The organism is Streptomyces sp. NPDC017448, assembly GCF_044330565.1.
In the GTDB taxonomy this organism is placed as follows: domain Bacteria; phylum Actinomycetota; class Actinomycetes; order Streptomycetales; family Streptomycetaceae; genus Streptomyces.
In genome coordinates, this window is sequence record NZ_JBIRLM010000004.1 from 185,785 (window position 1) to 208,480 (window position 22,696).

Genomic DNA, 22,696 nt, shown 5'->3' on the forward strand with positions numbered 1-22,696 from the left:
GCCGTCCGAAGCGGCCCGCGCACCGTCACGACCACGGGGGAGCGCCACCGATGTCCACGACCCGCGAGCAGCTGTCCGACGCCCGGCTCTACCTCTGCACGGACGCCCGCAAGGACCGGGGCGACCTGCCCGCCTTCCTGGACGCGGTGCTCGCCTCCGGCGTCGACATCGTCCAGCTCCGGGACAAGGGCATGGAGGCCGCCGAGGAGCTGGAGCACCTCGCGGTCTTCGCCGACGCCTGCCGCCGGCACGGCAAGCTCCTCGCGGTGAACGACCGCGCCGACGTCGCCCACGCCATCGGCGCCGACGTCCTCCACCTCGGCCAGGGCGACCTGCCCGTCCCCGCCGCCCGCGCCGTCATCGGCGCCGAGCGGCTGATCGGCCGCTCCACGCACGCCGAGGCCGAGGTCGACGCGGCCGTCGCCCAGGACGGCGTGGACTACTTCTGCACCGGTCCCTGCTGGCCCACCCCCACCAAGCCCGGCCGCCACGCCCCCGGCCTCGGCCTCGTGCGCTACGCGGCCTCGCTCGACCAGCCGCGCCCCTGGTTCGCGATCGGCGGGATCGACGCGGGCAACCTGGACCAGGTGCTGGACGCCGGAGCCCGCCGCGTCGTCGTCGTCCGGGCCGTCACCGAGGCCGCCGACCCGGCCGCCGCCACCGCCGAGCTGGCCCGCCGCATCCGGGCGCGGTCGCTCTGAGGCCCGCCCCGGCGGCGGGCGTCCCGGAGTGCTGTCCGAGGGATGGACAACAGTCCGGCAAAACGAGACAAAGTTTCCCGCTCTGGTTGGGGGAGCGTCCACGCGCTGGTTAACCTCCCCTCATGGCCCTCGGCACACCTTCCACCAGGACGGACCACGCGCGCACCGTGCGTGACCTGCTAGCGACCGGCAAGACGTCGTACTCCTTCGAGTTCTGGGCGCCCAAGACGGAGAAGGGCGAGCGGAACCTCTGGAACGCGCTGCGCCGGGTCGAGGCGGTCCGGCCGAGCTTCGTCTCCGTGACCTACGGCGCCGGGGGCTCCACCCGCGCCGGGACGGTCAAGGCCACCCAGGAGATCGCGGCGGACTCCACGCTCACCCCCGTCGCCCACCTCACCGCGGTCGACCACTCGATCGCCGAACTGCGCAACATGGTCGGCCAGTACGCGGACGCGGGCATCAGGAACATCCTCGCGGTCCGCGGCGACCCGCCGGGCGACCCGATGGGCGAGTGGGTCGAGCACCCGCAGGGCGTGAAGTACGCGGCCGACCTGGTGCGGCTCATCAAGGAGGCGGGCGACTTCTGCGTCGGCGTCGCGGCCTTTCCCGAAATGCATCCCCGGTCCACCGACTGGGAGACGGACATCGGACATTTCGTCGACAAGTGCCGGGCGGGCGCGGACTACGCGATCACCCAGATGTTCTTCCGCCCGCAGGACTACCTCCGCATGCGTGACCGCGTGGTCGCGGCGGGTTGCGAAACGCCGGTGATCCCCGAGGTCATGCCCCTCACCAGCGTCAAGCAATTGGAAAAGTTCTCCCAGCTCAGCAACGCGACCGTGCCCGAGCCGCTGAAAGAGCGCATCCTCGCCGCCAAGGACGATCCGGCCGCTGTACGCTCCATTGGCATCGAGTTCGCAACGGAGTTCTGCGCGGAGCTGCTGTCCGAGGGTGTGCCCGGACTGCACTTCATCACGCTCAACAACTCGACGGCTACGCTCGAAATCTACGAGAAACTCGGACTGCACAAGCAGTCGTGACCGGTCGTACCCGCCGCCGACGCGGCTACGGCCGCAGGAGGGGGCGGGCGTGGGCTGGACGGTCCTCTACATCGCATTCGGTCTGGTGGCCCTGTGGCTGCTGGGCGAGGTGCTTCTGCAGTACAAGGCGCGACTGCGCTGGCGGCTCCTCGCCTTCGCCGGGTTCCTCGGTGTGGTGGCCGGGGTGCTGCTCTCCTCGGTCCCGGTCATCGTCATCGGGACGCTCGCCTTCGCCGCCGGCCAGACCTTCGTGACGCTGTCCTTCCGGCGCGGCTTCTCCACCGGGTGGGCCCTGGGCGGCAATCCGGGGGAGAGCCGCCGGCGCAGGGCGGGCGGCAAGGGCGCCGCGACGAAGGAGCCCACCCTGGAGGTCTCCGGCCTGGAGGTCTCGGACGGGGAGCCCGCCGGGCACGACGCGTTTCCGACCGCCCCGCCCCTCCACGAGACGCAGGCGCTGCCCGACGACACCGGCCGGTACGGCGTCCACGGGACCGCCGACTACGGCGCCGGCGGCGCCGACGACCAGGACTCCGCCTTCCCGGCCCCGCCGCAGCACGCCGCGTACGACCCCTACGGCGGCTACGCACAGCAGCCGGCCCAGGACCCCTACGCCGGAACGTACGGCTACGGCGCCGACCGCCAGAGCTACGCCGCCTACTCCGACCCGTACATCGGCCCCACCAACGGAACCCCCTCCTACGGCGGTTACGACGGTTACGGCGACGACGGCCAGGGCGCCCGGCAGGACCACGCCGACCCCTACGGCCAGGAGTACGGATCGGAGCAGTACGCCGCGGACACCCCGCCCGGCGGTGTCTGGGTTCCGCAGCAGCGCGACGCCGAGCAGTACCCCCCGATGCCGCCGGAACAGCCCGCCGGGCCCACCCCGTACGGCAACGGCTACGACACCGGCCAGAACGAGCAGTACCGCTACTGAACGAAACGCGCCGCCGGCCGGGGACGACCCCGGCCGACGGCGCGGTGTGTGCGTCCGGCGCGGCGAGAGCGCCCGGGCCCCCGGCGGCCCGGGGAGCTCAGCGGGAGCCCCGGAAGCCGTCGCCCTCCACCACGAGCCCGGCCACCAGCGTCCCCGACATCCCGGCGTGCGCGAGCCCGCCGCCCGGGTGCGCCCAGCCGCCCGCGAGGTACAGCCCCGGCAGCCGGGTCGGGTTGCCCGGGTGCAGATACGCCCCCGCCGCCCCGGCCAGCGCGGGCGGCGGCACCGCACCGCCCTCCGCCCCCGTCTCCGCCTCGGTGTGCACGGGGGTGCGGACCTCCGTGTGCAGGATCCGCTCCCGCAGCCCGGGAACGACCGCCGCCGCCCTCTCCACCAGGACGTCCGCGAACCCCCGCCGGACCTCCGCGTCCCGCCAGTCCACCGGGCCCTGCGGGGCCACCGTCGCGGTGAGCGTCACCGCCTCGTGCTCCGCGTCGGGCCGGGTCGCCGGATCGTCGGGCCGCAGCACCGTCACCGTGGGGTGCGCGGCGACCCGGCCCCCGAACACGGCCTCCTGCTCCGCCGCCCCCTCGGCGCTGTGCACCACGGTCCGGTGCACCGCGTCCGGCTCCCGGCCGCCGCGCAGCGACAGCAGCACCGTGAACCGGCCCGCCGCGCCCGCGCTCGCACCCGGGCGGACCGTCACGTCGTCCGCGCCCCACACCTGCCGCTCCGGCACCAGCCCCGGGCGCGGCCGGACCCCGAGCACCACCCGCTCGGCCTCGGCCACCTCGCCGTCCGCCAGCTCCACGCCCGCCGCCCGGCCGTCCTTCTCGACGATCCGGACCACCTCGGCCCCGAAGACGAACCGCACCCGGCGGGCCACGCACCGCTCGTACACCGCGCGGGCCAGCTCACGCATCCCGCCCAGGACGTACCAGCTGCCGAAGGTCTGCTCCATGTACGGCAGCAGCGCCGCGCTCGCGGGGGCGGTGCGCGGGTCCAGGCCGTGGGCGAGGGCGTACCCGTCGAGCAGGGCGGCCAGCCGGGCGTCCGCCAGCTCCCACGCGCCGATCTCCGCGACCGTGGCCGCCTGCCGGGCCGGGCGCAGCAGCCGGCGCTGCCGGACGGCCGGGTACGGATCGCGCCCCAGCACCCGGTGGTCGGGGCGCAGGGGCTCCTCCAGGAGCGGCCGTCGCGAGCGGTCCCAGGCGTCCCGGGCCCGGTCCATGAAGTCGCTCCACCGCGCCCCGGAGCCCGCGCCCAGCGCCCCGTCCAGGGCGGCGGCCACCCCGGCCCGGGAGGCGTTGGGCAGGGAGAGGTCCGTGCCGTCCGCGAAGAGGTGGCGGCTCGCCGGATCGACCTGGACCAGCGTCACGCACTGCTCCAGGGACTCCTTGCCGGTCTTCACGAAGAGGTCGCGCTGGACGGCGGGGAGGTGCAGGAGTCCGGGCCCGGTGTCGAAGACGAAGCCCTCGTGCTCATGGCGGCCGACCGAACCGCCGTAGCTCGCGGACCGCTCGTAGACCGTCACCTTCTCGCCCGCGACGGCGAGCCGGGCTGCCGCCGCCATGGCGCCCGTACCGGCGCCGATCACCGCAATGCGTGCCATGCCGGTGACTTTACCGACCGGCGGCGACGGCTCAGCCGGGAGGCCGGGGCCCGCCCGACCCGGCCGGGCGCCTCTCCTCCCGGCGCTCGGCCCGGCGGCGCAGGAAGCGGCGGATCCGGGAGGCGAGGAAGAGCACGGTGACGATGCCGAGCACCAGCAGCACGGCCGCGATCACGGCGGCCGCCACGGGGTTGAAGACCGCGAAGGTGATCACCCCGGCGACCCCGAGGTCCTCGACGACGCTCATCCCGATGTTGCTGAACGGTTCCGGGGAGGTGTTGACGGCCATCCGCGTCCCGGCCTTCACCAGATGGCTCACCAGCGCCGTGGACCCGCCGATCGCACCGGCCGCCACCTCGGGCAGGGAACCGCTCTCCCCGGCCAGCAGCGCGGCCACCACCGCCCCGGCCACCGGCCGGATCACGGTGTGCGCCGTGTCCCACACGGAGTCCAGGTAGGGGACCTTGTCCGCGATCGCCTCGCAGAGGAACAGCACGCCGGCCACGATCAGCACGTCGGTGCGCTGGAGGGCCGCGGGCACCTCGTCGGAGACGCCGGTCGCGCCGAACAGGCCGAGCAGCAGGACCACCGCGTACGCGTTGATCCCGCTCGCCCAGCCGCTTGTGAACACCAGGGGTATGACCGACACGCGGTCGATCGTAACGGCCCCCGGGCCCCGGCCGGGGTGCGGCGCGGTGCTCTGAGTACCCGTACCTAGCACCACGGATGAGTACCCGCGCGGATGGGCCCGACCGGCGCGGACGGCAGAGTGGTGACCACGGAAGGGGCGCCGCGCCGACACCGCCGGCACGGGGCGGCGGGACGGGGCGGCCCCCCTGACGCAACGGGGGTGCACGACGGGGGCCCGGGGACCACGGGGGACGCATACGGGGTCACGGGGAACGGGTTTCCGGAGGTACGGAAGACGCCGGCGCGGTGGAGTCCACGGGGGACGCGGACTCCGGCGGCCGGCGTCTTCGACGTCGCCGTACGTGCTCCGGGCCCCGGCAGGGCGTCCGGCGGGTTCCCGGGCGGGGCCGCGCGCCGGAGGCGGGGACCTCAGCGGCCGCTGACCCGCCCGTGCAGCAGCAGGGACAGCGCCGAGTGCACCTCGTCGATCGAGCGCTCCGGCTGGAACGCCTGCCAGTCCAGCGCCGCCACCAGCACCATCCCCACCAGCGCGGCGGCCGTCAGCGGGATGTCGATCTCCTCGCTCAGCTCGCCGTTGCCCACGCCGTCCCGCAGCACGCCCTCGACCACCGCGACGGCTTCCTGGCGCACCACCAGCAGCGTGGACTGCCAGGCGCGGTTGGTGCGCCACAGCTCGGCCACGTACAGCTGGGTGAAGGCCGGGTAGCGGTCGATGAAGGCGAGCCCGGCGCGGATCATCGCGTCCAGCGCCTCGACCCGGGTGCCGCCGCGCTCCTCGGACTCCTCGGCGGCGGCCCGCAGCGAGGCGGTGAGCAGCCCCACGCCGTGCCGGAGCAACTCCTCGAACAGCTCGGTCTTGCTCTTGAAGTTGTAATAGACCGTGCCCTTGGCGACCCCGGCCCGCTCGGCGATCTCGTCGACGGTGGTGGTCGAGAAGCCCTTCTCGGCGATGAGCGTCACCGCCGCCTCGTAGAGCTTCTGCCGGGTGGCCTGGCGGCGGGTGGTGCCACTGCTTTCCATGGAGGGGATTCTCCCAGGCGCCGGGGCGCCCGGCGGCTCGACCGCGGGCGCGCTCACAGGCTCAGCTCCGGGTGCAGCCGGCTCAGGCTCCACACCTGCTTGCGGCGGGCGGTGAAGGCGGTCAGGGCGAGCGCGCCGACGGTGAAGGCCGCCAGTACCGCGCAGCCCAGCCAGACCGGGGTGAGCGGTCCGCCCGTGATCAGCCTGCGCAGCCCCTCGACGACGTACGTCATGGGCAGGTAGGGGTGGATCGCGCCGAAGAAGCCGGGGCTGGTCTGGACGGGGTACGTACCCCCGGCCGAGGTCAGCTGGAGCATCAGCACCACCAGCACCAGGATGCGTCCGGCCGCCCCGAAGCAGGCGTTCAGCCACTGCACGATCGCGGCGAAGCAGCAGGTCACCAGGGCCAGGAAGCCGATCGTCCCGGCGGCGTGGGTCATCTGGAGGCCGAGGCCCCAGTGCAGGACGGCCATCAGGGCGCCGACCTGGAGGGTGCCGATCGCGGCGACCGGGAGCCACCCGGCGAGCGCGATCCGCCAGGAGGACGCCCCGGAGGCGAGCGCCCGCCGGTTGAGCGGCTGGATCAGCATGTACGCCACCATCGCGCCGACCCACAGGGACAGCGGGATGAAGTACGGGGCGAAGCCGGTGCCGTAGTTCGGGGCCGCGTGCAGCGACTGGGAGGCCAGCTTGACCGGGTCGGCCATGACGTCGGTCCGGGCGTCGCGGTCCTTCTTGTCGTAGTCGGGGATCTTGCCCACGCCGTCGTTGAGCCCCTGGGCCAGCTCGGCCGAACCGTCGCCGAGCCGGAACAGCCCGCCGTCCAGGTTCTCCGCACCGGTCTTCAACTTGCCGACTCCGGTGTCCAGTTCGCTGGAACCGGTCTGGGCCCCACCGAGTCCGGTGTGCAGCGCCCGGGCGCCCTTGGCGACCTTGTGGGCGCCGGTGTTGAGCTCGTTGACCTTGCTCACGGCCGCCGCCAGGTCGTCGTCCAGCGTCGGCGCGCGCTTCGCGAGGTCCTCGGCCTGCTTCTGGAAGGCGGCGAGCTGGGTGCTCAGCTTCTTCAGGTCGCCGTTCTGGTGGGTGACCAGGGTGTTCACGTCGGCGGCGACCTTCGCCGCGTCGACGGCGGCGGCCTTGGCGCGCTCCAGCGCCGGGCAGGCCGTGGCGTCGGGCTCCTCGGCCTCCTCGCACTGCGTGCGGTGGATCCCGGTCAGCTCGTCGGCCGCCTTCTGCGCACCGGAGGCGGCGGTGGGCGCGCTCTTCACCAGCAGGTCGAGGTTGTGCCGCACGGCCGCGGAGGCGTCGGCGACCAGCACGGCCGTGGAGCGGATGGACTTCCCGTTGTCCTTGAAGAACGGGCGTATGTCACCGGCGATGCCGTTGACCTTGTCGGCCAGGAGCTGGGTGCCCCCGGCGACCTGGCCGGAGCCCGTGGCGAGTTCGCGCGAGCCCTGGTTCAGCTTGACGATGCCGTCCGAGAGCTTCTTGCTGCCCGCCTTGGAGTCCTTGAGGCCGTCCGCGAGGTCCTTGGAGCCCTTCTTGGCCTTCGATATGCCGCCCTTGAGGTCGTCGGCGCCCTTGGCCGCCTCGGCGGTCTTGTCGTGCAGGTCGGAGAAGTTGATGAAGATGCGGTCCAGGAAGGAGCGGGAGGCGTTCGTGGAGGCGGCGTTGCGGACCTCGCCGAAGACGGTCCGGGAGATCTGGCCGACGATGTAGTTGTTGGCGTCGTTCGTCCGCACCTGGAGCGCGCCGGTCTCGGGGGAGTCCCCGCCGCTGGAGGCGATCTTCTCGCTGAAGTCCGCCGGCATCGTCAACGAGAGGTAGTACGTGCCCTCCTCGACGCCCTTCTCGGCCTCGGCGGAGCCGACCTCGTGCCAGTCGAACACCTTGGAGTCGAGCAGCTTCTCGCTGATCTCGTCCCCGGCCGCCAGGCGCTCGCCGTCGCTGGTGGCCCCCTTGTCGTCGTTGACCAGGGCGACGGGCAGCTTGTCGAGCTTCCCGTAGGGATCCCAGAACGAGCACAGGTACAGGGCGCCGTAGAGCAGCGGCAGGAGCAGCAGGGCCACCAGCGCGGCGGCCGGCAGCTTCCCCCTGCCGAACCGCTTCAGCTCAAGCGCGGCCAGCTTCGGCGAACGCATCGGCCGTCTCCTCGTCGGTGGTCGGGTCGTCGGTGGGTGCGGCCGTCTTCCCCCCGGCCGGGGCCGGGGCGCCGGTCGCGTGGGCGGTGCGGACGGTGAGGGCGTCTTCGGGGGCCTCGCTGCACACGGCGAGCACGGTCGTCCCGGAGTCCGCCACCGAGCGCAGCAGCGCCCACGCCCGCTCGCGTTCGGCGTCCGACAGCTTGAGGTCGGCGTCGTCCACGGCGAGCAGGCGCGGCGTGGAGATCAGCGCCAGCGCCACGGACAGCCGCAGCGCCTCCAACCGCTCCAGATCCCGTACGGAGGTGCGCTCCGCCTTGGGGAGCGCCGTGACGTCGAGACCGGCGGCCTCCAGCGCCTCGTCGATCCGCGCCCGCGCCGCGGCCCGGCGCTCGGCGCGCGGGCGCAGCAGGCCGCGCAGGGAGGCGCCGTAGCGGTTCTGCAGCAGGGCGCGTTCGCGGAGGTGCTCGGCGACCGTGAAGGCCGGGTCCAGCTCGCTGACCATCGGCACCGGTCCCAGCGCGGCGATCGCGCGGACGGCGGCGGCCTGCTTGGGCAGCCGCAGGCCACCGGTCTCGGCGCGGCCCTCGGTGGGGCGCATACGGCCGGTCAGTGCGAGCAGCAGGCAGGTGCGGCCCGAACCGGACGGTCCTTCGATGGCCACCAGCGTCCCCGGTGCGGCGCTGAACGTCACGTCCCGGAAGGCCCAGCCCCGCGGCCCCTTCACTCCCAAGCTCTCGGCGGCGACCGCCGCACCGTGCGGGCTCTCCACAGACCCTCCCCTTTATGAACTGACTAGTCAGTGCAAAAACTAGCCCGAACGTGCGCCCGAGGCAAAGTGGCAGGTCAGCAGGGTAGGAGAACCGATTGTCAGTGGTGGTTGCCACCATGGACACAGACGGCCACGAAGCCGTCACACGACGACAGGAGGTTCGTCATGGCCAGCTCGTCCGCAGCCGCCGTCCCGCGGCGCCGCGCAGGCAGCCCTGCCCCCTCACTGACCGGTCCGGCAAGCGATGTCCACCCCGTCCTGCGCCGCGCCACGGCGCCGCCCGCCGCCCTCGACCTGCTCGCCAAGGCCCGCTCCGGCCTCGACGAGGCCGCCGTGCTCCACGAACCCAACGAGCGGTACGCCACCGCCCACCTCGCCGCCCTGCGCACCGCCGCGGCCGTGCTGGCCGCCCGGGGCCGCCCCGAGACGACCAAGCGCCGCCGCGAGCGCATCCGCAGCGCTTGGGAGGTCCTTCCGGAGATAGCGCCGGAGCTGACCGAGTGGAGCGCCCTCTTCGCCGCGGGGGCCGACCGCAGGGCCCGCGCGGAGGCCGGCATGCCGGGAGCCGCCAGCGGGCGCGACGCCGACGACGTGCTGCGCGACGCCGCCATGTTCCTGCGCCTGGTGGAACGGCTCCTGGTGCTCCAGCCGGCCCTACCGCAACCGCGTGCGGAGCGGCCCGAGGGCGGGTGACCGGGGCCCGCCGCCGCCCGCCGCCCCCCGGTCGGCGGCGGCGGGCGAACGCCGCGCCCTCGACGGCGGTGCGAGGCCATAGGGTGGTGACCGCTCACATCACCACCGCACTGTCCACGCTCCGCCGTCCCCGGCGGCACCGTGTCGAGGAGTCATCTGCCGTGTCGGACCAGCCGCGCCCCCGCGCCTCCCTTCGTACCGCCGTGGTCTGGGAGGTCCTCAAGGACGCTCTGGACCGTCAGGCCCAGGCGGTCGGCAGGGATGCCCTGGACGTCCTGGACACCGGGGGCGGCACGGGCAACTTCGCCGTGCCCGCGGCCCGGCTCGGCCACCGGGTCACCGTCGTCGACCCCAGCCCCAACGCGCTCTTCGCGCTGGAGCGCCGCGCCGCCGAGGCAGGGGTGGCCGACCGGGTCCGGGGCGTCCAGGGCGACATCCTCGGCCTGTTCGACGTCGTCGACCGCGACGGCTTCGACGCGGTGCTCTGCCACGGCGTCCTGGAGTACGTCGACGACCCGGCCGAGGGCGTGCGCAACGCGGTCGCGGCGCTGCGCCCCTCCGGCGCCCTCAGCCTGCTCGCCGCCGGACTGGGCGGGGCCGTCCTCTCCCGCGCGCTCGCCGGACACTTCACCGAGGCCCGCCAGGCGCTCACCGACCCGGCCGGCCGCTGGGGCGAGGGCGACCCGGTGCCCCGCCGGTTCACCGCCGGACAGCTCTCCGGCCTGGTCTCCGACGCCGGTCTGGAGATCGCGGCCGTGCACGGCGTGCGGGTCTTCGCCGACCTCGTGCCGGGCGCCTTGGTGGACACCGAGCCCGGCGCCCTGGAGGCCCTTCTCACGCTCGAAGCGGCCGTGGCCGAGCAGCCCGCCTTCCACTCCGTCGCGGCCCAGCTCCACGTCCTGGGCGAGAAGCGCCGCTGATCAGCAACGCAGCATCGGACGGAGTCGGACTCAGGACCCCCGTACGGGGCGCGCGCCCCGTATGATCGGGTGACACCATCCGGCATGGCGGAACGGTCGTCGGGGAATCTACGCCTCAGCAGCCGAGCCGACATAGCGGTCCGGACTGGCTGAAGGCTAGAGGGCGGGTTTCACGGGGGCGAATCCCTGCCTATCCTGGAAGGGCCGCATACCGGTCGCCCCCGCGGCCGACGACGAGGAGGATCCCGTGCCGCTCTCGGAGCACGAGCAGCGCATGCTCGAGCAGATGGAGCGAGCGCTGTACGCCGAAGATCCCAAGTTCGCGACAGCGCTCGAGGGAAGCGGACTGCGTACGTACACCCGACGAAGGGTCTACCAGGCGGTCGCAGGCTTCCTGGTGGGTATCGCGCTCCTCATGGCCGGAATGGTCGCCCAGCAGATCTGGATCAGCGTGGTGGGGTTCCTCGTCATGCTCGGCTGTGCCGTGCTCGCGGTCACCGGATGGCGCAAGGCGCCCAAGCCCGGTGAACAGCAGCCGGCCGCCGCGGGCGGCGGGGACAGCGGTGCGAGCCGCCGACCGAGACAACGCCGGTCGATGATGAACCGCATCGAGCAGCGGTGGCAGCGCCGCCGCGACGAGCAGGGCCAGTAGGACGCCACGGCCCCGCCCTTCCCGACAGGGCCGGGCGGTGGAGTCAGGTACGGGACGACGGGTGAGGGGCGGCCACGGAAACGTGGCCGCCCCTCACCCGTCGTAGGGCGGGGCCTCGGCCGCAGCGGCGTGCGGCGAAGGCCCCGCCCCGCCCCGCCCCGCCCGCCTCAGCCGTGCCGGCGTGAGAGGCGGAGCAGCCGGGCCGACCAGCGCTCGGCCCCCGGACGGCCCGCCCACCGCTCCGAGAGCGCCGCCCGGCGTTCCGTGAGGGCCCACACCACCCGGACGGACGATCGGGGGAGGAACATCGCGCGCAGCCGGCCGCCCCGGCCCGCCGACGCCTCCAGCCCCGCCCGTACCGCGCGGACATCGGCGGCCAGTCCGGCCGCGGGGCGCGGCTCGGGGGCGTACAGCACCTGCTCCACCGAGCCCGCGACCCGGTGCACGGCCTCGGCCGCCCCGGTGTCGAGCCGGCCCAGCCGCACGATCCTGGCCGCCGCCTTCCGGGGCGTCAGCGACTCGTCCGGCGCGATGCCGTGGTCCCAGGCCGTGTCGGTGACCTCTCGCCAGGCGCCCAGCGTCCACGCGGCGGCGGCGTCCGCGGACGCCCACCCCCCGGTGCCGAGCCGGCCGTTCCGCGCCCGGTTCCGCCACAGCAGCGGTGCCAGCACCACCAGCAGCACCACGACCGGCGCGAGGGCCACCAGCAGCACCTTCCAGCCCGAGACGCCCCGGTCGGTCGGCAGCGCGGCCCCCGGCTCCGGCGAGGGGCCGCACCCGGCCTCCTGGCGCAACTGCGGCGGGCAGCTGCTGTCGGTGGAGGGGGCGGCGGACGGCTCGGTGGAGGCCGCGGCCGAGGGCTCGGCCGCGTCGCTCGCACGGTCCGTGGGCACTTCGGGCCGGGTCCACGACGGGGCGCTGCCCCGGCTCGGGGTGGGCTCGAAACGGGTCCACCCGACGCCCTCGAAATACAGTTCGGGCCAGGCGTGCGCGTCACGCAGTCCGACCGAGATCGCCCCGTTCGACTGCATGGTGCCCGGCGTGAAGCCCACCGCGACCCGGGCCGGGATGTCCAGCGTCCGGGCCATCGCCGCCATCGAGAACGAGAAGTGGATGCAGAAGCCCTCCTTGTCCCGGAGGAACCGCGCGATGGCGGACGTTCCGGTCCCCGAGGCGACCGACGTGTCGTACGTGAAACCGCCCTCCGAGGCGAACCAGTCCTGGAGCTTCACCGCCCGCTCGTAGGCGTTGGCCGAGCCCCTGGTGACCCGCTCGGCGGTCTCGGCCACCACGTCCGGCAGCGAGCCGGGAACCCGCGTGTACTCGCTGAGGAACTTCTCCGGCGGCGCGCCCGCGGCCGCGAGCTGTCCGGCCGTGGGCTCGACGACCAGGCTGCCGACCTCGTACCGCGCGCCGCGCGTGGTCTGCCCGTCGTCCCCGACCAGGGTGCGGCCCTCGGGCTCGTACCGCCAGCGGCCGCCGATGCGGACCTCGCTCGCCGGGTAGGGGAGCGGCAGATACGTCTGCTGGTAGGAGGACGAGGCGGAGATGTTCGTCCGGACCTCGGTGACGGAGACGTCCCCGCCCAGCCCCTCGGGCTGGGGGAGCCGGTCCGGGACGTCCGTCAGCCGGCGGGTGGAGGAGCGCCACTCGCTGCCGTTGAACTCGTCCAGGGCCAGGATGCGGAGATAGAGGTCCTGCGGGTTCTCGATGTTGCTGCGGTACGTCATCACCTCCCGGTTCTCCGGCTGGTTGAGGTTGTTCTGCAGCGAGACCAGCGGGTTGACGGCGGAGATGGTGCCGCCGCCGCTGCCCCGGCCGTTCCCCGGACCGCTGCCGCCCAGCAGCCCCTCGTCCAGGGCGGGCAGGGCCAGCGGGGCGACCAGGGCCACGCCGAGCGCCACCGCCCCGATCCGCCGCCCGGTGCGGACCGGGGAGGACCTGCCGCCCGCCCCCGACAGTCCTTCGCTCAGACCGCCCTTGCTCCGCGAGGCGCCGCCGAAGACGCGGCCCCACTGGGAGAGCCGGTCCCGGCCCTCCGCCAGGAGGAGCAGCAGATAACCGGAGGCCGCCAGCACGAACCACAGCGGGCTCGCACCGCCGTCCGAGAGACCGGCCGCGACCGAGTACAGGGCCAGGAGCGGCAGCCCGGCCGGGGCCGCGCTGCGGAAGGTCACCGCCACCGCGTCCACCGCGAGACCGATCAGGAGGACACCACCGACCACCATCAGCTCGATGCCGTCGGTCAGCGGGGCCGGAATCGCGTACGTGCCGACGTCCTCCCCGCCGGCCACCAGCAGCTCGCCGAGCCGCATGAGGGCGTCGGGCCCCGGCACCACGCCGAACAGGGCCCGGTCCCGGGCGAACACCAGCGTCAGCAGCACCAGGGTGACCAGGGCCTGGACGGCGACGACCGGCGTCCTGGCCAGCGGCGCCCGGCGCATGAGCGCGCCCACCCCGCTCTGGACGCCGAGCAGCACGGCCGCCTGCACCAGCCAACCGGCCTGCTCCACCAGCGGGATCAGCGCCCCCGCCGCCAGCAGTGTCGCCGCGTAGGCGCACAGCGCCAGCCTGGCCCGCCCGCTCATGACCGTCCTCCCGTCAATCCCGTCGCGCCGCCGCTCGGGGCGGTCGGCGTGTCCGGGCGCATCCCGCCCGCCGCCTGCCACACGTCGGGCAGCTCGTCGCCCGGCTCCACCGGCACCGCGGTCCAACCGGACTCGCGCAACCGCCGCAGCCGCTCCTCGGCCCGTCCCGCCGCGCCCGCCTCACCGGCCCAGACGGCGCTGTCCAGCACGAAGGCCACCCCCGCACCGGCGCGCTGCCGCATCCGGGCCGCCACCGCGGCCTGCTCCTCGTCCAGATCGCCGAAGAAGGCGATGAGCAGCCCCTCGTCGCCGCCGCGCAGCACGCCGTGGGCGCGGGAGAGGCCCCCGCCGTCGGAATGGCCGACCACCGCGAGCGTGTCGAGCATCAGCCCCGCCGAGTCCGCCGACTCCTGGGTCGAGCCCGCGAAACCACTGGTCCCCTCGCCGGGGACCGCGTTCCCGTCGTCGGTGAGCAACCGGACGGCGAAGCCGCGCTCCACCATGTGCACCAGGGCGGAAGCCGCACCCGAGACCGCCCACTCGAACGCCGAGTCCGGCCCGGCGCCCCGGTAGCCGATCCGCCGGGTGTCCAGCAGGACCGTGCATCTGGCCCGCTGCGGCTGCTCCTCACGGCGCACCATCAGCTCCCCGTGGCGTGCGGTGGAGCGCCAGTGGACCCGGCGCAGGTCGTCGCCGTGCCGGTAGCCGCGCGGGATGATGTCGTCCTCACCGGCGAGCGCGAGCGAACGCTGGCGCCCGTCGCCGTACCCGGACGCCTCGCCCGCCAGCCGCAACGCGGGCAGCGGCGCCGTGCGCGGGATGACGACGAGGGTGTCGTACGCGCTGAAGGAGCGGGTCAGCTCGCACATCCCGAACGGATCGCCGAGCCGCAGCTGCAACGGACCGAGCGGATAGCGGCCCCGCAGGTCGGAGCGGACCCGGTAGGAGACCTCGCGGCGGCCCCCCGCCTCCACCCGGTCCAGGACGAAGCGCGGGCGCGGACCCAGTACGTAGGGCACCCGGTCCTGGAGCATCAGCAGCCCGGTGGGCAGCCGGGAGACGTTCTCCATCCGCAGGTGCACCCGGGCCTCCGCGCCCGCCGGTACCCGGGAGGGGGAGAGCCGCCTGGTTCCCGTGACCCGGTAGCGGGTGCGGTGGAGCACGGTCACGCAGACCAGGGGCAGCACGGAGAGCAGCAGCCCCACCCGCAGCAGATCGCCCTGGCCCAGGACGTACGCGCAGGCGGAAGCGGCCAGACCGGCGGCCAGGAACGAGCGTCCCCGGGTGGTCAGCCCGCCCAGCGCCGTGCGCAGGCCGCCCTTGCGGTCGCCGTCCTCGACGGCGCCGGGCTCGCCGGCCACCATCACAGCCGCCGGGGACCGGGCTGCTGGTGGTACAGCGCGCGGCCCTGCTGCCCGGGCGGCGCGGCGCCGCCCGCCGAGGTCGGCACGGGGGTGCGCTGGACGATCTCCGCCACCACCTGCTCCGCCGTGCGGCGGTTCAGCTGGGCCTGGGCGGTGGGCAGCAGCCGGTGCGCCAGCACCGGGGCGGCCAGCGCCTGGACGTCGTCCGGCAGGACGTAGTCGCGGCCGCTGAGCGCGGCGGACGCCTTCGCGGCGCGCAGCAGGTGCAGCGTCGCCCGCGGGGAGGCGCCGAGCCGGAGGTCGGGGTGGCTGCGGGTGGCGGCCACCAGCTCCACCGCGTAGCGCCGCACGGGGTCGGCGACGTGCACCGTGCGGACGGCGTCGATCAGCTTCACGATGTCGTGGGCGTGGGCCACCGGCTGGAGGTCGTCCAGCGGGGAGAGGCTCCCGTGCACGTCGAGCATCCGGAGCTCGGCCTCCGGGCCGGGGTAGCCGATGGAGACCCGGGCCATGAAACGGTCGCGCTGGGCCTCGGGCAGCGGGTAGGTGCCCTCCATCTCCACCGGGTTCTGGGTGGCCACCACCATGAACGGGTCGGGCAGTTCGTAGGTGTGCCCGTCGATGGTGACCTGGCGCTCCTCCATCGACTCCAGGAGCGCCGACTGCGTCTTCGGCGAGGCGCGGTTGATCTCGTCGCCGATCACGATCTGGGCGAAGATCGCGCCCGGCTTGAACTCGAAGTCCCGCCGCTGCTGGTCGAAGATCGACACACCGGTGATGTCGGAGGGCAGCAGGTCCGGCGTGAACTGGATGCGTCGCACCGAACAGTCGATGGACCGCGCCAGCGCCTTGGCCAGCATGGTCTTGCCGACGCCGGGGACGTCCTCGATGAGGAGGTGCCCCTCGGCGAGCAGCACCGTCAGCGACAGCCGCACGACCTCGGGCTTGCCCTCGATCACACTCTCCACCGACCTGCGCACCCGCTCAGCGGTGGTGGTCAGATCAGTGAGGCTCGCTCGATCGTCATAGGTGGTCACCCGGCCCTCCTCGGCCCTTTTGCGCAGGGGCCGCCGCGCGTACCCGCGCGGCCCACCCCGAAGAAACGGACACTCCGCCGGAAGACCCGGGGAACGCCATCCCCGCATTCTTGTTGGCGTCACCGCTTCGTGTCACTCGCCCGTGGACAAGTGGGGGGGAAAAGGCGGTGTCTGTCATGATTCCGGCGCTGCGGGGCGCGGCGGCGCGCGGGTGAGGTGCGGCTGAGGACCGGGCCGCGGGAGGGGCCCGTTCAGGAAACGGAGTCGATCTCCCGGAGCAGACCGGTGGTCACGTCGAAGACGAACCCGCGCACGTCGTCGGTGTGCAGCAGGAAGGGCGAGGTCCGCACCCGCTGCATCGACTGGCGCACGTCCTGGTCGGCGTCCTTGTACGCCTCCACCGCCCAGGCCGGCCGCTGGCCCACCTCGCGTTCCAGGTCGTTGCGGAACTCCTCGGTGAGGGACTCCAGGCCGCAGTTGGTGTGGTGGATGAGGACCACGCTGCGGGTGCCGAGCGCCCGCTGGCTGATGGTCAGCGAGCGGATCACGTCCTCGGTCACCACCCCGCCCGCGTTGCGGATGGTGTGGCAGTCGCCGAGTTCGAGGCCGAGCGCGGCGTGCAGGTCGAGGCGGGCGTCCATGCAGGCGACCACGGCGACCTGGAGGACGGGGCGGGCGTCCATGCCCGGGTCGCGGAAGTCCTTGGCGTACGCGGAGTTCAACGCGACGAGGCGGTCGGTGACCTGGCCTCCCTCGCGGACCGCCGGAGCGGAGGACGTCACGGACTCGGCAGGGGAGTGAGCGGAAGTCGACATGGCTACGACGGTAGCCTTCCCACCTGGCGCGAGGGGCTGTGAGAGCGGACAAAGAACGTCAACGCGGCTTGTTGTGAGGTAACCCACAGGGCATCCGGACGCACCCGTTCGGGTGGGGTCGCCGCATCCGTACGGGTGGCGCGACGCGCTGCGCGGTTCGTTGATCGCGCATCGATCGAATGGCAGGGTGGACTAAAGTAACGCGAAGTCACCATCAACCCCCGTACGCACGCCCATCGCACCACCCGCACCATCTGCACCTCCTGCATATTCCGTTATCTTCCGTTTTCCCCCCGTGATGTGCGGCGTACGTGCGGCCCGGCCCTCTCCCGCTCCCGGTCGGCCGACGCCACTTCCCCGGCGCCGGCGGACCTCCCCTTCGGAGCGGGCGGGGACCAGGACGTACGTGCCGGCCGAGCGGGACAGACCCTAAAGAGGGCGCATTGAGCCAGACCCGACACGTCCCGGTGATGCTCCAGAGGTGCCTGGACCTGCTGGCCCCGGCTCTCCAGGACCCCGCCCACCCGGAGCCCGTGGTCGTCGACTGCACCCTCGGCCTCGGCGGCCACAGCGAGGCCCTGCTCGCGGCCTTCCCCACCGCCCGGCTGATCGCCCTGGACCGCGACAAGGAAGCGCTCCGCCTCTCCGGGGAGCGGCTCGCCCCCTACGGCGACCGTGCCACCCTCGTCCACGCCGTCTACGACGAGCTCCCCGAGGTCCTCGACCGGCTCGGCGTCCCCAAGGTCCAGGGCGTGCTGTTCGACCTCGGCGTCTCCTCCATGCAGCTGGACGAGGCCGACCGCGGGTTCGCCTACGCCCAGGACGCTCCGCTCGACATGCGCATGGACCAGTCCACCGGCATGGGCGCCGCCGAGGTCCTCAACACCTACCCGCCCGGCGAACTGGTCCGCATCCTGCGCGCGTACGGCGAGGAGAAGCAGGCCAAGCGGATCGTCTCCGCCATCGTGCGCGAGCGCGAGAAGGAGCCCTTCAGCAACAGCGCCCGGCTCGTCGAGCTGATCCGCGACGCGCTGCCGCAGGCCGCCAAGCGCACCGGCGGCAACCCCGCCAAGCGGACCTTCCAGGCCCTGCGCATCGAGGTCAACGGCGAGTTGAGCGTCCTGGAGCGGGCCGTCCCCGCCGCCGTCGACAGCCTCGCCGTCGGCGGGCGCATCGCCGTGCTCTCGTACCACTCGCTGGAGGACCGGCTGGTCAAGCAGGTCTTCGCGGCCGGCTCCGCCAACACCGCGCCCCCCGGGCTGCCCGTCGTCCCCGAGCGCTACCAGCCCCGCCTGAAGCAGCTCACCCGGGGCGCCGAACTGCCCACCGAGGAAGAGATCGCCGAGAACCGGCGCGCCGCCCCCGCCCGGCTGCGCGGCGCCCAGCGCATCCGCGAGGAGGAGCGATGAGCCCCCGGCCCGGGCGTCGCTCGGCACCCGGCGCCACGGGGGCCGTGCGGTGAGCAGGCCCACCGCACCGCTGAAGGGGCGGGCCGCACGGCTCGCCCGGCTGATGCCGTCCACCGGACCCAGCACCGCGGCCCGCACCCCCTTCGTCCTCCTGGTCGTCCTGCTCCTGGGCGGCGGCCTCATCACCCTGCTCCTGCTGAACTCCGCCCTCAACGAGGGCTCGTTCCGGCTGAGCGAACTCAAGCGGGAGACCACCGAGCTGACCGACGAGCAGCAGGCCCTCCAGCGCGACGTCGACAGCCGCTCCCAGCCCGACGCCCTGGAACGCCGCGCCCGGGAGCTGGGCATGGTCCCCGGCGGCAGCCCCGCCTTCCTGAACCCCGACGGCACGGTCCGGGGCAAGCCCGCCAGGGCCACCGCCCCGCCTCCGAGCCCCACCCCGAGCCCCAGCGCCTCGGCCGACGCCACCGCGGACCCCGACGCGCCCGCCCCCGGCCCCTCGGCCGCCGGCGCGTCCGCCGGGCCCCCCGGCTCCGCACCGGCGCCCGACCCCGCAGCCGCCCCCTCGGCGGAGAACAGCCCGACCCCGACGAGCCCCGGCAGGTGACGCAGTGCCGCCCAAGGACCCGCCGCGCCGCCGTGTACCCGGCCCGGCCCGCCCCCGCAGCTCGGCCGGCCGCTCCGGCGCGCGCCCGCAGACCCGCCGCCCCCGGCCCCCGGCGGGCGGCGCCACCCGGCGCGGGAAGGCGCCGCGCTCCCTGCGGCTGGGCAGCCCGCGCCCCCGGCTGCGGCTCGTCGGCCTCGGGCTGACGCTGGTCATGCTCGCCTTCGTGGCGCGGCTTCTCCAGGTCCAGGCCGTCGACGCCCACGCGTACGCGGCCAAGGCCGAGAAGAACCGCTACCTGGAGTACACGGTCGCCGCCGAGCGCGGCGAGATCACCGACCGCAACGGCGTCGCCCTCGCCACCAGCGTCGACGCGCACAACATCACGGCCGACCCCAAGCTCTTCACGCCCGAGGAGAGCAAGGCGCCCGACGCCCCGCAGCAGGCCGCCGCCCTGCTCGCCCCGATCCTCGGCAAGGACGTCGGGAAGCTGACCGAACAGCTCTCGGCCAAGAGCCGCTACACCGTCCTCGCCTACCGGCAGACCCCCCAGGTCTGGAAGCAGATCAAGGACCTCAAGGCCGCCTTCGCCGAGAAGGCGTCCGAGGACCGGCTGAAGGGCGGACCCGGGGCCAACGTCCTGGCCGGCGTCCTCCAGGAACCGACCACCAGGCGCGTCTACCCCAACGGGGGCCTGGCCGCCGGGATACTGGGGTTCGTGAACGCCGACGGCAAGGGCGGGGGCGGTCTCGAATCCCAGCTGGACAAGGAGCTCGCGGGCGAGGACGGCAAGATCCGCTACGCCCAGGCCGGCGGCCGGCGGGTGCCCACCGCGGGCAGCAGCGAGGTCCCGGCCGTCCCCGGCTCCGACATCGAGCTGACCATCGACCGCGACATCCAGTGGGCCGCGCAGAAGGCCATCAGCGACCAGGTCGAGAAGTCCAAGGCCGACCGCGGTTACGTCATCGTCCAGAACACCAGGACCGGTGAGCTGCTGGCCATGGCCAACGCCCCCGGCTACGACCCCAACGACCTCTCGCAGGCCACCTCCGCCTCACTCGGCAACGCGGCCCTCCAGGACGTGTACGAGCCCGGCTCCACCAGCAAGGTCATGTCGATCGCCGCCGTACTGGAGGAGGGGGCCGCGGCTCCCGGCACCCATGTGACCGTCCCCAACCGGCTGCACCGGGGCGACCGCCTCTTCAAGGACGACGTCGATCACCCCACCTGGTACCTCACGCTCAACGGGGTGCTCGCCAAGTCCAGCAACATCGGCACCATCCTGGCGACCGGTCAGCTCGGCAAGACCCAGGCGGAGTCGAACAAGGTCCTCTACGACTACCTGCGCAAGTTCGGCCTCGGGCGGAAGACCGGGCTCGGCTACCCCGGCGAGTCGCCCGGCCTGCTGGCCCATCCGAAGGACTGGTCGACCTCGCAGCAGTACACGATCCCCTTCGGCCAGGGCCTCTCCATCAACGCCGTCCAGGCCGCCTCGGTCTACTCCACGGTCGCCAACGGCGGCGTACGGGTCGCCCCCACCCTCGTCCGCGGCACCAAGGGCTCCGACGGCCGCTTCACCCCGGCCGAAGCCCCCGAGGAGACCCGGGTGGTCAGCGAGAAGACCGCCAAGACCCTGGCGGCCATGCTGGAGTCCGTCGTGGACGACCGGGAGGGGACCGGCACCAAGGCCGCCATCCCCGGCTACCGGGTCGCGGGCAAGACCGGCACGGCCAACCGGGTCGACCCCGTCCGCGGCGTCTACAAGGGCTACACCGCCTCCTTCGCCGGCTTCGCCCCCGCCGACGACCCGCAGATCACCGTCTACTGCGCGATCCAGAACCCCACCGAGGGAAGCTACTTCGGCGGCCAGATCTGCGGCCCGATCTACAAGCAGGTCATGGAGTTCGCGCTCAAGTCGCTCCAGATCCCCCCGTCCGGCAGCAAGCCGCCCCGGCTGCCGGTGTCCTTCGAACCCGGCGAGTGAACAGGGAGATGCGCGAGCATCTCCTCCAAGGGAACCCTCAGTGACAACCATCACCCCCGACCCCGGGAACCGGAACGCGAACCACCGGAACCGGGGAGCCTCGCTTCGCGAGAGCCCGCACCGGCCCGGTACGCTCACCGCCGTGCCCCACGCTGATCAGTCCCAAACCTCTCAGAAGGACGCGCCTGTGACCTACCCGGGAGCGCCCCGACCGGACCGGCTCCGGCCCACCCCCCTCGGCGAGCTGGCCGGACGGCTCGGCGTCGAAGCGGCCGGGGACGGCGAAGTCACCGGCATCACGCACGACTCGCGGGCCGTGCGTCCGGGCGACGTGTACGCGGCCCTGCCCGGCGCACGCCTCCACGGCGCCGACTTCGCGGCCCAGGCCGCGGGCCTCGGCGCCGTCGCCGTCCTCACCGATCCCACCGGCGCCGAACGCGCCGCCGCCACCGGTCTGCCGGTCCTGGTCACCGAGGATCCGCGCGCCGTGATGGGCGAGCTGGCCGCCGACATCTACGGGCGGCCCGGCATCGGCCTCCTCCAGATCGGCATCACCGGAACCTCCGGCAAGACCACCACCGCGTACCTCGTCGAGGGCGGACTGCGCGCCGCCGGACGCCCCACCGGGCTGATCGGCACCGTCGAGATGCGGATCGGCGACGAGCGCATCAAGTCCGAGCGCACCACCCCCGAAGCCACCGACCTCCAGGCCCTCTTCGCCGTCATGCGCGAACGCGGCGTCGAGGCCGTCGCCATGGAGGTCTCCAGCCACGCCCTGGTGCTCGGCCGGGTCGACGGCTGCGTCTTCGACGTCGCCGTCTTCAACAACCTCAGCCCGGAGCACATGGAGTTCCACTCCGGCATGGAGGACTACTTCCAGGCCAAGGCCCAGCTGTTCACCCCCGAGCGCAGCCACCGCGGTGTCGTCAACTTCGACGACGAGTACGGCCGCAGGCTCGTCACCCAGTCCGGCGTCCCCGTCACCACCTTCTCCGCCGAGGGCCACCCGGACGCCGACTGGCATGCCGAGGACGTCGAGGTCGGACCCCAGGACAGCACCTTCACCGCCGTCGGCCCCCAGGGCGAGCGGATCGCCGCCCGGGCCCCGCTGCCCGGCCCGTTCAACGTCGCCAACACCCTCGCCGCGATCGTCACGCTGGCCGTGGCGGGCGTCGACCCGCAGACCGCCGCGGACGGCGTCGCCGCCGTCCCCGGCGTCCCAGGCCGGCTGGAGCGGGTGGACGCCGGACAGCCCTACCTCGCCGTCGTCGACTACGCGCACAAGACCGACGCCGTCGAATCCGTGCTGCGCTCCCTGCGCAAGGTCACCGAGGGCAAGGTGCACATCGTCCTCGGCTGCGGCGGCGACCGCGACACCACCAAGCGCGGACCGATGGGCGCCGCGGCGGCCCGTCTCGCCGACACCGCCGTACTGACCTCCGACAACCCCCGCTCCGAGGATCCCCTCGCGATCCTCTCCGCGATGCTCTCCGGCGCCGCCGAGGTGCCCGTCCACGAGCGCGGCGACGTCCTGGTCGACGCCGACCGGGCCGCCGCGATCGCCGCCGCCGTCGCCCGCGCCGAGCCCGGCGACACCGTCCTGGTGGCGGGCAAGGGCCACGAGCAGGGCCAGGACATCCACGGCGTGATCCGGGCCTTCGACGACCGCGAGGTCCTGCACGCAGCCATCGAGCGGTCCCTGGCGCACCCCGGCGCCGACCGTGCCCCTCACCACGAGAACAACAGTCAGGGATGA

Annotated in this window: 19 protein-coding genes; 10 read left to right on the forward strand and 9 right to left on the reverse strand. The window is 73.8% G+C overall.

The annotated features are described in order from the left end of the window. The first annotated feature begins 50 nt into the window (after nucleotides 1-50). From thiE to ACH4K1_RS09865, 3 genes are all read left to right on the forward strand, one after another. Nucleotides 51-701: a thiamine phosphate synthase gene (gene thiE / locus ACH4K1_RS09855; protein ID WP_398088164.1), complete on the forward strand. Its 651-nt coding sequence runs from the start codon at nucleotides 51-53 to the stop codon at nucleotides 699-701. A gap of 122 nt (nucleotides 702-823) precedes the next feature. Continuing rightward, nucleotides 824-1,741 (forward strand): methylenetetrahydrofolate reductase [NAD(P)H], encoded by a 918-nt coding sequence (metF, locus tag ACH4K1_RS09860; RefSeq protein ID WP_398088165.1) that lies wholly within the window; start codon nucleotides 824-826, stop codon nucleotides 1,739-1,741. 49 nt (nucleotides 1,742-1,790) lie between these two features. Further along, nucleotides 1,791-2,678, forward strand: coding sequence for a hypothetical protein (locus ACH4K1_RS09865; RefSeq protein ID WP_398088167.1), 888 nt, complete (start codon nucleotides 1,791-1,793; stop codon nucleotides 2,676-2,678). 97 nt (nucleotides 2,679-2,775) lie between these two features. On the opposite strand, the gene ACH4K1_RS09870 is transcribed toward ACH4K1_RS09865, so the two are convergent. The 5 genes from ACH4K1_RS09870 to ACH4K1_RS09890 all read right to left on the reverse strand — a co-directional run bounded on the left by ACH4K1_RS09870 (nucleotide 2,776) and on the right by ACH4K1_RS09890 (nucleotide 8,874). Next, nucleotides 2,776-4,290 carry a phytoene desaturase family protein gene (locus ACH4K1_RS09870; RefSeq protein ID WP_398088168.1) on the reverse strand — a complete coding sequence of 505 codons (1,515 nt, stop codon included), beginning with the start codon at nucleotides 4,288-4,290 and terminating at the stop codon, nucleotides 2,776-2,778. Nucleotides 4,291-4,321: 31 nt separating this feature from the next. After that, a complete protein-coding gene (locus tag ACH4K1_RS09875; protein WP_398088170.1) occupies nucleotides 4,322-4,939 on the reverse strand; it encodes a DUF4126 domain-containing protein in 618 nt (205 codons plus the stop codon). A gap of 410 nt (nucleotides 4,940-5,349) precedes the next feature. Beyond that, nucleotides 5,350-5,961: a TetR/AcrR family transcriptional regulator gene (locus ACH4K1_RS09880; protein ID WP_228994123.1), complete on the reverse strand. Its 612-nt coding sequence runs from the start codon at nucleotides 5,959-5,961 to the stop codon at nucleotides 5,350-5,352. A 53-nt stretch (nucleotides 5,962-6,014) separates the two neighbouring features. Next, nucleotides 6,015-8,102: a YhgE/Pip family protein gene (locus ACH4K1_RS09885; RefSeq protein ID WP_398088172.1), complete on the reverse strand. Its 2,088-nt coding sequence runs from the start codon at nucleotides 8,100-8,102 to the stop codon at nucleotides 6,015-6,017. Further along, nucleotides 8,074-8,874 (reverse strand): ATP-binding cassette domain-containing protein, encoded by an 801-nt coding sequence (locus tag ACH4K1_RS09890; protein WP_398088174.1) that lies wholly within the window; start codon nucleotides 8,872-8,874, stop codon nucleotides 8,074-8,076. Before ACH4K1_RS09890 ends, ACH4K1_RS09885 begins: the two co-directional genes overlap by 29 nt. Before the next feature lie 165 nt (nucleotides 8,875-9,039). On the opposite strand from ACH4K1_RS09890, the gene ACH4K1_RS09895 reads away from it, so the two are divergent. The 3 genes from ACH4K1_RS09895 to ACH4K1_RS09905 all read left to right on the forward strand — a co-directional run bounded on the left by ACH4K1_RS09895 (nucleotide 9,040) and on the right by ACH4K1_RS09905 (nucleotide 11,139). Continuing rightward, nucleotides 9,040-9,567, forward strand: a complete 528-nt coding sequence (locus tag ACH4K1_RS09895) for an SAV_6107 family HEPN domain-containing protein (RefSeq protein ID WP_398088175.1) — start codon at nucleotides 9,040-9,042, stop codon at nucleotides 9,565-9,567. A gap of 161 nt (nucleotides 9,568-9,728) precedes the next feature. Next, a complete protein-coding gene (locus ACH4K1_RS09900; RefSeq protein ID WP_398088177.1) occupies nucleotides 9,729-10,487 on the forward strand; it encodes a methyltransferase in 759 nt (252 codons plus the stop codon). A 247-nt stretch (nucleotides 10,488-10,734) separates the two neighbouring features. Continuing rightward, a complete protein-coding gene (locus ACH4K1_RS09905; protein WP_030117797.1) occupies nucleotides 10,735-11,139 on the forward strand; it encodes a DUF3040 domain-containing protein in 405 nt (134 codons plus the stop codon). 167 nt (nucleotides 11,140-11,306) lie between these two features. Here ACH4K1_RS09905 and ACH4K1_RS09910 read toward each other — a convergent pair whose 3' ends face one another. From ACH4K1_RS09910 to ACH4K1_RS09925, 4 genes are all read right to left on the reverse strand, one after another. Next, nucleotides 11,307-13,727: a DUF3488 and DUF4129 domain-containing transglutaminase family protein gene (locus tag ACH4K1_RS09910; protein ID WP_398088180.1), complete on the reverse strand. Its 2,421-nt coding sequence runs from the start codon at nucleotides 13,725-13,727 to the stop codon at nucleotides 11,307-11,309. Next, nucleotides 13,724-15,091, reverse strand: coding sequence for a DUF58 domain-containing protein (locus ACH4K1_RS09915; RefSeq protein ID WP_398088182.1), 1,368 nt, complete (start codon nucleotides 15,089-15,091; stop codon nucleotides 13,724-13,726). Before ACH4K1_RS09915 ends, ACH4K1_RS09910 begins: the two co-directional genes overlap by 4 nt. After that, nucleotides 15,091-16,128, reverse strand: a complete 1,038-nt coding sequence (locus ACH4K1_RS09920) for an AAA family ATPase (protein WP_398088183.1) — start codon at nucleotides 16,126-16,128, stop codon at nucleotides 15,091-15,093. Before ACH4K1_RS09920 ends, ACH4K1_RS09915 begins: the two co-directional genes overlap by 1 nt. Before the next feature lie 251 nt (nucleotides 16,129-16,379). Further along, a complete protein-coding gene (locus tag ACH4K1_RS09925; RefSeq protein WP_398088185.1) occupies nucleotides 16,380-16,943 on the reverse strand; it encodes a beta-class carbonic anhydrase in 564 nt (187 codons plus the stop codon). 443 nt (nucleotides 16,944-17,386) lie between these two features. Here ACH4K1_RS09925 and rsmH point away from each other — a divergent pair, with 443 nt between their 5' ends. Genes rsmH through ACH4K1_RS09945 form a run of 4 tightly spaced genes read left to right on the forward strand, consistent with a single transcriptional unit; the run spans nucleotide 17,387 to nucleotide 22,696 of the window. Continuing rightward, complete coding sequence (gene rsmH / locus ACH4K1_RS09930) at nucleotides 17,387-18,352, forward strand: 16S rRNA (cytosine(1402)-N(4))-methyltransferase RsmH (RefSeq protein ID WP_398088186.1); 966 nt, start codon at nucleotides 17,387-17,389, stop codon at nucleotides 18,350-18,352. Nucleotides 18,353-18,401: 49 nt separating this feature from the next. Further along, nucleotides 18,402-18,959, forward strand: coding sequence for a septum formation initiator family protein (locus ACH4K1_RS09935; protein WP_398088187.1), 558 nt, complete (start codon nucleotides 18,402-18,404; stop codon nucleotides 18,957-18,959). A 4-nt stretch (nucleotides 18,960-18,963) separates the two neighbouring features. After that, the gene (locus ACH4K1_RS09940; RefSeq protein WP_398088189.1) at nucleotides 18,964-20,940 is read left to right on the forward strand and encodes a peptidoglycan D,D-transpeptidase FtsI family protein; all 1,977 of its coding nucleotides are present in this window, start codon (nucleotides 18,964-18,966) and stop codon (nucleotides 20,938-20,940) included. Between the two features lie 40 nt (nucleotides 20,941-20,980). Next, entirely contained in the window at nucleotides 20,981-22,696 is a 1,716-nt protein-coding gene (locus ACH4K1_RS09945; protein WP_374229097.1) for a UDP-N-acetylmuramoyl-L-alanyl-D-glutamate--2,6-diaminopimelate ligase, read from the forward strand.